Origin of the sequence: Paenibacillus sp. FSL E2-0201, assembly GCF_037963325.1 — a bacterium.
Taxonomy (GTDB): domain Bacteria; phylum Bacillota; class Bacilli; order Paenibacillales; family Paenibacillaceae; genus Paenibacillus_AQ.
This window is the reverse complement of sequence record NZ_CP150154.1, coordinates 6,321,659-6,334,368: the sequence shown is the minus strand read 5'-3', so window position 1 is coordinate 6,334,368 and position 12,710 is coordinate 6,321,659. Positions and strand designations below refer to the sequence as shown.

Below are 12,710 nucleotides of genomic sequence, written 5' to 3'. Positions count from 1 at the left end.
CTAAAGTGAAAGCAGAAAGCGCGGTACCTACAGTTCCTATTTTTGGGATTAGAGTCTCGAAAGTTGATATGGCAGCAACAGTTGCCTATTTGACGGAGGCTGTTCATACACGTATCCCGCATCAAGTGATTACAGCAAATCCGATTATGGTTATGGCTGCACTGGAAGATCCAGCTTATATGGATATTATGAAATCGGCTGAATTGGTTGTCCCCGATGGGACGGGCGTTGTATGGGCTGCTAATTATTGTAATGAGCCGGTATCAGAACGGGTAGCAGGTTATGATCTGTTACATGAATTGATGCGACAGGGTGAAAGATATAGTTGGAAGGTATATCTCCTTGGTTCTACGCCTGAAGTGATTCGGGAAACCGCTGAAAGGTTACAATTGCAATATCCGGGTGTTATCATTGCAGGATATCACGACGGATATTTTGGTCCGGAAGCAGATGAAGAAATTGTTGCTGGAATTGTTAAGGTTAATCCTGACCTACTATTTGTTGCCAGAGGTGCGGATAGTCAGGAACCATGGATTGCTAAATATAAATCCAAACTGGGTGTTCCTATCATGATGGGGGTCGGCGGCAGCTTTGACGTGATTTCTGGAAAGAGTAAAAGGGCACCAAAAGCCTTCCAAAAACTGAGAATAGAATGGTTGTACCGCCTCCTAAAGGAGCCTACTCGTTACAAACGAATGCTTGCACTGCCGAAATTCGCATTAAAAGTGGTGCGTGAGAAAGATAAAGTAACAAAAGTCTAGTAAAATGCCGATATTCACCTAGAAAATCAGATAAATAGCCTAAATAAAGGATTGGAATTTGTTTTTGTAACAGCGTATAATTCAATGCGGTAGAGAAATGGGGGTCGACTGATCAAATGTTAATCATATACATCGCTGGATTTATCGTATGCATGGGACTCGCACTTGGCCTCACACCTTTGGTGAAGAAATTCGCCATTAAGATTGGTGCAACAGACGTGCCGAATGCTCGTAAAGTGCACACGAAAATAATGCCCCGCCTTGGCGGATTAGCTATTTTTCTAGCGTTTGTGTTAGGCCTGCTTGCCGTATTGCCGATTATTCCATACGAGTTCACTCCGCGGGAGGTCAACTTCATCAAAGCGCTGCTGTGTGGCGGCGGACTGATTGTACTTATCGGGGCACTCGATGACCGATTTGAATTATCAGCAAAAGTGAAGTTACTGGGCCAAATTATCGCAGCATGTATCGTTGTTTTCGGCTTTGGTATTACTGTAGATTTTGTGAATATTCCATTTAACAATACGTATTCCTCACTGGAGAGCTGGATTGCTATCCCGCTTACGATTTTCTGGATTGTCGGTGTTACCAATGCCGTTAATCTGATTGACGGGCTGGACGGGCTTGCAGCTGGTGTATCAGGAATTGCTATTGCTACGATTGCGGCAATGGCCTTCGTAATGGGAAACACCATGGTTGCAATGTTGTGTCTGTTGCTTCTCGGTAGCATTATTGGATTCCTGTTCTTTAACTTCCATCCCGCTAAGATTTTCATGGGAGATACGGGTTCGCTTTTCTTAGGCTTTTGCTTAGCTTTACTAGCCTTGCTAGGATTTAAACAGATTGCTGTAGTTTCATTTATTACACCTTTGCTTATTATCGGTGTACCTTTGTCGGACACGTTCTTTGCGATCGTGCGACGTAAGCTGCAGAAGAAACCAATCTTCGCGCCAGATAAAGGGCATTTGCATCACTGTCTTCGCGAGCTTGGCTTCAGCCATCGTCAGACTGTACTTATTATTTATGGTATTGCTGCATTTTTCGGTATCCTAGCTGTCATTCAATCATCAGCAGCTCTATATGAAGCGAACTGGGTTACGTTCGTGGTCATCTGCATCATGCTATTCTTCCTGCAGATTGGTGCTGAAATCACAGGTTTGATCGGCAAGACAAAACGTCCGCTGATTGATTTCTTTTTAAGAATGCGTATGAAGGCTGATCCAGAAAGAGGCTCTAAGTCCTAAGCGACTAAGCAATTATTCTAAAATTTTCTATATCTAACAAAACTCATTCGATTTCGGATGAGTTTTTTGTTATTTTCCCTAAAAATATCACTACTTATGACCGATAAAGAACAAAGTGAAGGTTTACGAGAACTTATACTCAAAGGAGAGATATAACACATGCAACGCTTTAAGAGACCGTTCGTTTGGCTGATGCTGGCGGCTTTGATCGTTTCTATGTTCCCAGGTAAATACACGCCGTTAGCGGCAGCGGCAACCACGAGCTCTACGACTTTCTTCAGTCCGGATGATCTCACATTACGTAATACCGTTTTGTTGAAGCAGGACGTTGTGCCAACAACAGATAATCAAAACCCAGAGGGGTTAATTAGTCGTTCTAGTGTCTACAAAATAAGTAATCCTACCTTTTCGATTACAGGGACTTACTCACAGGTAACTTCATCTACAATGAAGGTTACTGTTGAGCAACTAACTCAGGATAGCTCAAGCAAAAAATGGGTAACGGATTCGACTCGCTTGACTACAGGAACAGTTACAACAGATAACAATAGTCCGGACAATCGCTTTGTAGCGTCTGGTCTTGTTTTGTATACAGGCTTTAATAAGATTACTTTCTCTGGTATGCAAGGTAATCTTCAACGTTCAGAATCCTTCTATGTGCTATATGATCAAGTGCCTTATGTAACAGAATTAAAAGTATTGGGTGGACCTTCTGCGCTTAATTTAAACGAAGGAACACAGGTTGTTGTGCCGGTATCTACAGTTACTCTTCAAGGTAAAGTAGCGAATGCAACGAAAGTAAGTGTCTCCGTGAATGGCGGGACTGCATTACAGACCTCCTTATTGGAAGATGGAACATTTTTTACACCTGCTTTAAATTTGAATCCGGGTTTAAGTACTCTAAAAATTGTGATTCAAAATGCCTCGGATTCTATAACCATAGACAGATCGGTTTATTTCTTTGATAAGGATCAACCGTTTGCTTCTTTGAACATCAATCATAATTCTGTCGATTATAATATTCTAAATGATAAAATACCTACATTAACTGCTGATCTTAGTCCTAGTGTTGCAGGTTTTACAGGACAAATATTGGTGCCTTACAACGTAGCTCCATTCAAAACAAGTGCTGTACTAACTCTTAATAAAGGTACTGCCAGTACTGAAAAAGTTGTTACGATCAAAAGCGTGGAAGAGGAATTAACTATTCCTGGTCCTGATGGCGTTACTCCAACGTACAAATTGGTTAAATTTACGACTGATACTAATCTAGATATTCTCCCAGGTGTAAATGACTTTAAGCTGTCCGTTGATTATGGCACCCATAGTAGTTCTCATATCTATTCTTATAAATTCTTAAAAGATGAGACTGTTATAACAGAAATGTACTATCTTCCTGGATATACAGGCTCAGGAGCTCTTACAAACATTTCAAAACTGCCTCTAAATGGTCAACAGTTGGAGAGTGATACCTTTTATATTTTGGCAAAAACAAATAAATCAACATCAGCTGTGTTAACTGCTAACTATTTACCTTTGAGTAATAAACCGTTAAGTATATCTCCTGTTACTGAGGCGGTTACTGGTACAAACGAATACGTTTATAAAATTACGGGTTTCTCTAACGGTCAGCAGAAAGTACAGTTCCGATACACAGGATCGGAGTCTTATTATAATGCTGATATTTCATATGTATCTAAAAACTATATTTACGTAAGCAATCTGCAGGACGGACAAACCTACGAATTCGATTCAAGTATCGATAGAACACTGAATGTTAATGGTGAATATATTGGATTTGAGAATATCGAGAGTGCACAAGTACAGATTAATGGTATTGATAGTAATCAATTACCTGATACCAAGAATTCAGAGGGTAAAGTTATTGTAAATAAATTTGCACTTGGTGTGGTGAAGAATGGTTCAACTAGCGACAAGACGACCTTCAATTTCAACTTAGGAATTAGCCAGTCGGGTCCCTTGGTGTACGGTGAGAATAAAATCGTGTTTACAGGGGTCTCTAAAGATAGTACAGGAAATCAGCGGATTATTAAAAAAGAACTGAAACTCTATATCATTGATACCAACATATCTGGGTTGAAGCAGTTCCACCCAACCTTAGGAGATAATCGTCTACCTTTTACATCGACAACTCTTACTAATGAAGTAGAGCGTAATGCAATTCTTGCATTGCCATCTGAAATTATTTATAAGGACGAGAAATATACAACAAGCAAAGATAAATTTGACTTGGTGCTACAAGGAAGCGGAGCTTCGACGTTAAATCTATATCAGGGTTCAACTCTGGTATTTACTTCAACAGGACAAGATAAGCTCCTAACAGACAATCCTGAAGGTCCTATTGGTCCAAAACGTTATCCTGATGAGTTGGCTGCAAATGGCCTGTACTATGAGTACATCGGAAGCGCTAAGAACTTTATCTTACGATTACGTGACATTAAATTTGATGCTCCAGGAAGTCAAGTTTATACACTTGAGCTTATTAATAAGACAGGGGCAAGAACTACACAGCGTCTCGAGATAGTACGAGAGGTGGCTCCATATCGTCTTCTCTCACCTGTACCAACTGTAGGTAAACAAATCGTTGTTAACAAGAACTTTGTTCGTTTCGATATTGAAGCAGAAGGCGCGACTAAAGTAATTATTGGTAAAGATGAAGCCAAAAAACGCACAGATTTTCCGAATCAAGATCGTTTTACCTATGATTATGTAGGTTTGAAGGCAGACAAATCCACGCCAATTAAGATACAAATCGTCCGTGCTAACTCTACAATTAGCGATACTATAGATGTCTATTATGCCAGTGCGGTACAGATCGACACGCAGTATATGGCGGAGAAGGTAGCTACGAAGTATAGTGTTTTCAATAAAGCCCTGGAATTGAATTTCCCTAAAGGGACAATTATGAAGGGATTTACGAGCTCTGGTGCTGCGAAATATTATCCTAATACAAAATTATTGTTTGGTATTGCGGACCCCGCTGACGGTGTCGTTGAACGAAAGAATGACTACGGGAATATAATTAACGTCACTGGCAGCGATGACAGAACAGAAGGCGGAGGAGGCCAACTTGTGATCCCGCAGGATCTCGCTTTGCGCTTCACATCAACCGTCTCTACAAATAATTTTTCAAGAGTGTCTGATATCTACTGGCTCAGTGGAGGTTTAGGAGAAGACGGTGTTAATATTGAAACCAATGGCGTTACTCCGCATTTTGTGGACGCCAGCGGGAAGACGGGGTATTTTACGCAGTACAGTCAAACTCGTAAAATTGTACCTTCCCAACGCGGTGAATTGACGCTTACTTTTAACTCCAGCATTGTGGATGAAGTGGGGTCGACAATAACAGTATTCCGCTATACCGATGCTGGGAAATGGGAAAACATAGGTGGAGAAGTAGATACGAAGAAGCACACCATCACAGTTCCATTTGATGAGTTTGGTTACTACACTGTTATGAAGCTACGTCGTGGTTTTGTTGATATTACGAATCACCCATGGGGTAGAAATATTATGAATGGATTGTATTCTAAAGGGTTCATGACTAATCTTCGTGCAGATGCATTCGGCGCAGATGATTTAACAACACGTGGAGAATTCGCTACACTACTGGTGAAATCTCTGAGTATTCCTTTAAACTATGATGCCAATAAGCAAACATTCTTCGATATTGTGCCACAAGCGGTTTCGGCTACCTGGGATTTCAAACATATTGAGACTGCTGCTAGGGCAGGTATTGTTACAGGACTAAGTGACGGCTTCTTTGGACCTGACCAAGCTTTAACACGTGAACAAGCGGCGGTAATGATCGCTAGGGCGCTGAAGCTGAAGATGTCTTTGAATGACAGTAAACTCTTGGCAACCTTAAGTAAATCGTTTGTTGATACGAGTAATATGGATTTCTATTCACGCCCTGCCATTGAAGCTGTGTCCAAAGCTAAGATTATGGAAGGAAGCGCCGTGACGGTTACAGGACAGAAGAAACCCGTATATAACTTTAATCCAAAGGGTAAATTGACTAGAGCGGAGGCTGGAAAGATTACAGTTGCGCTCTTGCAAAAGAGTACAAGCATCTTCCCGAAGAACTTTAACTAAAGCAAAAAAATGTTCACCGGCCTGCGAAAAAATATTCGCAGACCGGTGTTTTAATGTAATGAGAGCAATTACCAAAGACATATATTTTGTATTCTTCTTAGATTTACGATACAATAACGTAGAAAATATTATTTTCTGAAAGGTGAAAGCCAACCATGAAACCGATTTTAGCAAAAGCACAGTTGGATTACATGAAAGCCAAGAATATGTTTGAGAATAGAGCAAAAGTGTTAGAAAAGGAAATTGCGGCTAAGCGGGCACTACAGGAGATTACACAGGAGGTTATGGAGGAGCTTGTGCAAGCTACAGGATTCCATGATTCTTACAATGAGCTTGTCGTTGCTGAGAACGCTCTGATCGAATGGTCTCATACTACAATTAAGCATGAAAAGAGCTACCGCGAGAATCGCGCAGCTATTGATGCAATGTACGACAATGTAAACTCAAGTCCTGAAAAGCGTCAGGAATTGATCCAGTTATCTATGAAGATTCGTTAGACCCTACTGTAATAGAAGCAAGCGCCGGCAACGGCGCTTTTTTGTTGCGCTCAGCATGATGCTATCTATAGAGCGGATCTCCGAGTGGTGACGGTAAGTAGTAGCCATCAGCTTACGAATCATCAAAGCAATGAACCAGGAGGCGACCAAGAAAGGACATGTTTGATCGAACCTATAAACTAAGGTTTTTAGGTTATAGCTTTAAGAGCTGAAGCTCAGAAGGGGAGCCGCCATATAAACAGCCTATGGTGAATGTGAGTAATCAGGTCTTTTCGCCCCTTTATACTCAAATTTTGTAGGAATGTTTAAATAAATGGCACTAGTGTTAATGATACTTAGTAAATATTGCATAATGACGTTTAGAAAACGACTATGGTATACTATTTTCCGTGGCAACCCATGATTAACAATAGTTAGTAGAACATACATATGTATCTTCTATTGGGATTGTACCGGAAAACAAAAAAAGAAAATAATTTTTTTGAGAAACCGCAACTTTTCCAAATCTTCTGCGTTTAAGGTGTAGAGTCATTTACACAGGCAGTTGAAATTAACCGGTGGTAAAGCCAATTTAACAAAATGGAAAAATTAGCTTTACGTGACTTGAGGCACATTGTATAATACTTAGGTATAATTAGGAATCTAGTATTGTCATGTCCTGATCATTGTTTACCAGTTTCTGTGATACCCGTCACAGACATTATTTATACTTAATTTGCTCAACTCTGGAAAGGGGGTGCATCGGCTAATGAGTGACACGAGCTACTCAACTAAAGAAAAATCTCAGTTTATGAACGTCCAAGGAGGAGAAAAAAAGGTTATGAAGAAAATTTTATCCGTAGCATTATCTACAGCAATGGCATTCTCGATGTTTGCCTCTGTAGCGTTTGGTGACGCAGCAGCAACTCCGCAACAAAAATTTGACGCTTTGGCAGCAAAAGGTATTCTCAATGGGTACCCAGATGGTCAAGCTCACCTTGAAAAAGATCTTACTCGCGCTGAATTCGCGAAGATCGTTACTAAATTGTTCGATCTTACTGAAGTAACTAACAAATTGTCTTACAAAGACAAAGGTTACAACGCTAGTAACTGGGCAGTTCCTTACATCGAAGCTGTTACTGCAGCTAACTTGATGCAAGGTAAAGATACTGTTAAAGGTATCTTCGACTACAACGGTAAAGTAACTGTTGAAGAAGTAGCGGCTGTATTGTTCCGCGCTTTGAAACTTGAAGCACCAGCAACAAGCGACAACAGTGCATCTGCATGGGCTAAAGGTTATGCTCAAGCAGTAATCAATGCTGGTCTGATTGCTAAAGACACTAACTTCAAAGCTAACGCTAGCCGTTCTTTGGTAGTTGAAACAGCATATGCAGTTGATCAATTGAAAGCAGCTCCTACTGTAGCTTCTGCAGAAGCAGTAAGCCCAACTAGCGTAGTTGTAACTTTCTCTGACAAAACTACTACTACTGTAACTTTGACTACAGCACTTGTAGAAGGCGTTGAAACTTCAATTTCCTTCAAACACAACAATCATGACTACACAACTAAAGTAACTTTGGCAGCTCCTAAGGTTCTTTCAGTAGAAGCTCCAAACGCTAAACAAGTGGTTGTTAAATTCAACCGTGTAATTAGTGCTGATTCTGTGATTGAAGATGGCAAATTGCTTGCTGACACTGTTAAGGTAGTACCTGTTAGCGGAACTGCTGTAACTGTTGTTGGTTCAGCTGCAAGCTTGAATGAAGCTGGCACCGAGTTGACAATCACTCTTGACAAAGTTGATACTGACTACTTGAAGGGTCAATACACAGTAGTAGTAAGTGACAGCGTTCTGACATCAGCTGGAACTAAAGTTGCTACTTACACTACATTGTTGACAGTTGCTGATACAGTAGCTCCTACAGTTAAGGCTATTAATGCCGTAGCTAAAGAATCTACTAAAGAAGTATTCGTACAATTCAGCGAGCCAGTAAAACAATATAGCTTTACTGCTACTATTAACGGTGCTTCTGTAGGTGTATCGAAGGAATCCGCTGATACATTTAAATTGACTACAAATACTGCACTGAAAACTGGTACAGCTAATGATGTAGTACTTAACAAAGTTACTGACTTTGCTGGCAACGTTGCAAGCACACTTAAAACAAGTGTAACTGTAGTTGCTGATACAGCTGCTCCAACGATCGTTAGCGTTACTCCTGAGAGTGACAACTATGTAAAAGTTAAATTCAACAAAAAAGTTAACGCTGCATCCTTCAAGGGTAATGTTTCCTTGCTGAAAGCTGACGGCGACAAAGTTGGTAACATGAATGTTATTACAACTGACGATAGCGACACAATTAAATTGCAAGTACCTAGTGCCTTCAACTTCCCACAATCCGGAACTTTCACTGGTACACTGTCATTCGCAGCATCTGTTCGTGATACACTGGGTAACACACTTGGATCCACTGTGACTCAAGCAGTTACTTTTGTTAAAGACACTACTGCTCCAACTGTAGTATCTGCTACTTACGGTTCTAGTGGTCTTGTATTGACTTTCAGTGAAGATGTTGTACTTGCAACTGGTTCTGTTAGCATCATTGATGAATCCACAGGTACTGTTGTTGGTTCACCAATTACTCAAGCTGACATGACTGTAAAAGGTGCGAAAGTAACTGTTAAGACTAGCACTGCTTTGGGTGGAGACTACACAGTTCGTCTGACTGCTGGATTGGTGAAGGATAAAGCAAGAACTCCTAATACTTCTGGCGCAGCAACTGTTGCTCTTACAGCTGAAAAAATCAATACCAACGATGACAAGAGACCTTCCGTTACTAAAGTAGTGTATGAGACAACTTCTTCACAAGTTGGTTACCACCAGTTCACAGTAACTGCTACTGACAACGTTGGTTTGAATGTAGCTTCACTTCGTGATTCTAGCAGCTATGTCCTGAACGGTGCTGCTCTACCTACTGGCTCTTATGCAGTTATTGGTTCAATCGGAGCGAATGATACAGCTACTAAACCAGCTACTGCTAATGTACATGTATTCATTCCAGTAGGCGGAATTACAGAAACTAAAGATTACACATTCAAAGTTGTTGGTATCTCTGATGCAGCTGGCAACGGAATGGAAAATACTGCTTCTGCTTCGGTAGTTCATGAGCTTAAGAACACAACTGCTCCTAAATTGACTGAAGCAGCTATTAACAGTAATGTTGCATACCTGACATTGACATTCTCAAATAAAATTACAAGTGTTAATCCTTCAGACTTTGATGTCGTTGCAGGATTGAATGGATCTGATCCAAACAAAACAACTGTAGTTGTAAAAGCGACTGTTGGTTCTGGTAGCGAAGAAGGTAAAGTATTGTTGCAACTCAACGTTGATGGTAAAGACATCACTGATTTGAACACTCTTGATTCCCTTACTGTTGAAGTTAAAGCAAATGCTACAACTGCTGACAAAGATGGACTCAAAGTTGAAAAAGGTAACAAACAAACTGTAAGATAATTAGCTTCCTTTACGAAGCAAGAATAGCCTCTTCGGAGGCTATTCTTTTTTTATAGGCATTTATCCCCACTCATGAGGAGGAACTTCATTGAAATCGGTATGGAAAGTAACAACAGCTGCTGTATTACTGGCTGGTGGTGTATGGGCTGGATCACTGTTGAATGTTACTGCTGAAGGTGCAGGTGTTGGTTCACAACCTGGCACAGCAGATGATCCAGTGGTTACCAAAAGCTATGTAGATCAGCAAATTCAGAAAGCACTTACAGGTGGTACAGGTACAGCTCCAGTAGCTACAGCTACTCCGAGTCCTAGCTCAGCACCAATAGCAACAACAGCTCCAACTACTACTGGTAACGAATCCGTAATTGTCGATGTAAAACCAGGTCAAACTCTAATTGCTTCCGCAGGTGCTGAATTTATTGTTCGCGCAGGTAAAGCGGTTATCTACTCTCAGGATGCAAACGGTGTGGCTGATTTAACAGATGGTAAAGATCTTGCAAATGGAGTAGCTGCGCCAACTAACCATTTATTATCCTTCCCTCGCGATGGTCGTGGTATTACTGTCCAAACAGGACAAACCCTTGGCCTTGTTGTCATGGTTCGCGGTGGTTATACACTGAAATAATTTGTAATTATATATTTATAATGCCCTTAAAAGTACTTGATCATACCTTCAAACTGATTTCCAAAGTTACAAATCATTGGCGCGATTGAAGAGTAGATATTGGACGTACAATATTCCTGTAATCTTACAAATTCACAGGAGGTGCTGTAACATGGCACGTAACAATCGTACAGTGGTACCGGAAAGTCGGGCAATGTTGAAGCAAATGCAATATGAGATTGCAGCTGAGTTTGGTTTATATGGAGCACATTATGGAGGCGGAGCAGACACTGAGTTTGCTTCTGAATTAGGGGCAATCGGAGGTAGTGGTTCTGGCCGTAGCCAGTATCTTGGACATCTTAGTTCAAGAGATAATGGCTCTGTTGGCGGAGAAATCACGAAGAGACTCATTAAGCAAGCCGAACAGTCTCTTTTTCAATAATATCAGGGTATAGGGACTCTTATATATCCTATCTGATATTGCTTTTTCATACGGCGAAATCAATATTTATACTGTGTTGGAGGGGTTTCGGAGTAATTGACACCACCTCCCAAATAAGATAATATGACTTTTGAGGAAAGCCTTAGACCTTTTCCATATGGGAAAGGTTCATTTTTTGAAGAGTTTAGTGAATATAAACATGAAATAGTGCAATCATCCTTCATAAAAAGAAACAGGCTTCTGAGTTGTTTTGTTTTATAGTTTTTTTATTTGGCCTGTGTGATTATAAAGGAACTTCTTATACAGTGTCAGACTAACCATAAGGGAGGTTGTTATACTTGTCTATTAAAGGGCGTCATTTGTTTACTTCCGAGTCCGTGACGGAGGGGCATCCGGATAAAATCTGTGACCAGATTTCCGATGCGGTATTGGATGCATTTTTAGCTAATGATCCAAATGCACGTGTAGCCTGCGAAGTAGCAGTAGCAACTGGTCTTGTTTTGGTGATCGGGGAAATCAGTACCAAATCTGAGTATGTAGATATTCCTGCCATCGTACGCAACACCATTAAAGAAATTGGCTACACACGTGCAAAATATGGTTTCGATTATAATACTTGTGCAGTGTTGAGCTCACTTAATGAGCAGTCAGCTGATATTGCTCAGGGTGTAAACTCTGCACTAGAGCACCGTGATCCAGCACAAGTGGCTGAAGAAACGGCAAATATTGGCGCGGGTGATCAAGGGTTGATGTTCGGTTTTGCTACGAATGAGACACCAGAACTGATGCCGCTACCGATCGCTTTATCTCACCGTATTGCTCGTCGCTTGTCTGAGGTTCGTAAGAACGGAACATTGGAATATCTCCGTCCTGACGGAAAGACACAAGTTACGATTGAATATCAAGATGAGAAGCCTGTACGCGTGGACGCTATCGTAGTATCCACACAACATGCGGAGGAAATCTCTCTTGAACAAATTCAGGCTGATATTAAAGAACATGTAATTATGCCAGTTGTTCCTGCGGAACTACTCGATTCCGAAACCAAGTACTTTATTAACCCAACCGGACGTTTTGTTATTGGTGGTCCTCAAGGGGATGCCGGTCTGACTGGACGGAAGATTATCGTTGATACGTATGGCGGATATGCTCGTCATGGCGGTGGTGCATTCTCTGGTAAGGATCCAACTAAAGTGGACCGTTCTGCTGCCTATGCAGCTCGCTATGTAGCGAAGAATCTAGTAGCTGCAGGTCTGGCTGATAAATGTGAGATTCAGCTTGCTTATGCCATTGGTGTGGCTACTCCTGTCTCGATTAATGTGGATACATACGGAACAGGTAAAATCAGTGAAGAAAAGATGGTTCAACTGATCAGCAACAACTTTGACCTTCGCCCTGCGGGGATCATCTCCATGCTTGATTTGCGTAAACCGATCTATAGACAGACTGCAGCATACGGCCATTTCGGACGTACGGATGTAGATCTTCCATGGGAACGAGTAGATAAAGCAGAATTACTTAGAGATCAGGCTGGATTGTAGTTAATCATACGT

Annotated in this window: 8 protein-coding genes; all 8 read left to right on the top strand. The window is 41.1% G+C overall.

Annotated features, from left to right (window positions below; translation table 11 throughout):
- Positions 1 to 5 precede the first annotated feature (5 nt).
- Positions 6 to 761 carry a WecB/TagA/CpsF family glycosyltransferase gene (locus NSU15_RS28580; protein WP_339288376.1) on the top strand — a complete coding sequence of 252 codons (756 nt, stop codon included), beginning with the start codon at positions 6 to 8 and terminating at the stop codon, positions 759 to 761.
- 116 nt (positions 762 to 877) lie between these two features.
- The gene (locus tag NSU15_RS28575) at positions 878 to 2,005 is read left to right on the top strand and encodes an MraY family glycosyltransferase (RefSeq protein WP_042131352.1); all 1,128 of its coding nucleotides are present in this window, start codon (positions 878 to 880) and stop codon (positions 2,003 to 2,005) included.
- A gap of 159 nt (positions 2,006 to 2,164) precedes the next feature.
- On the top strand, positions 2,165 to 6,121 hold the full coding sequence (locus NSU15_RS28570; RefSeq protein ID WP_339288375.1) for an S-layer homology domain-containing protein: 3,957 nt from the start codon (positions 2,165 to 2,167) through the stop codon (positions 6,119 to 6,121).
- A 155-nt stretch (positions 6,122 to 6,276) separates the two neighbouring features.
- Positions 6,277 to 6,618 carry a hypothetical protein gene (locus tag NSU15_RS28565; protein WP_042131350.1) on the top strand — a complete coding sequence of 114 codons (342 nt, stop codon included), beginning with the start codon at positions 6,277 to 6,279 and terminating at the stop codon, positions 6,616 to 6,618.
- Between the two features lie 748 nt (positions 6,619 to 7,366).
- A complete protein-coding gene (locus NSU15_RS28560; RefSeq protein ID WP_339288373.1) occupies positions 7,367 to 10,111 on the top strand; it encodes a hypothetical protein in 2,745 nt (914 codons plus the stop codon).
- 88 nt (positions 10,112 to 10,199) lie between these two features.
- The gene (locus tag NSU15_RS28555; protein WP_339288372.1) at positions 10,200 to 10,736 is read left to right on the top strand and encodes a hypothetical protein; all 537 of its coding nucleotides are present in this window, start codon (positions 10,200 to 10,202) and stop codon (positions 10,734 to 10,736) included.
- 151 nt (positions 10,737 to 10,887) lie between these two features.
- Positions 10,888 to 11,157, top strand: coding sequence for an alpha/beta-type small acid-soluble spore protein (locus tag NSU15_RS28550; RefSeq protein WP_042131347.1), 270 nt, complete (start codon positions 10,888 to 10,890; stop codon positions 11,155 to 11,157).
- A 338-nt stretch (positions 11,158 to 11,495) separates the two neighbouring features.
- Positions 11,496 to 12,698 (top strand): methionine adenosyltransferase, encoded by a 1,203-nt coding sequence (gene metK, locus NSU15_RS28545; RefSeq protein ID WP_042131346.1) that lies wholly within the window; start codon positions 11,496 to 11,498, stop codon positions 12,696 to 12,698.
- The last annotated feature ends 12 nt before the right edge of the window (positions 12,699 to 12,710 follow it).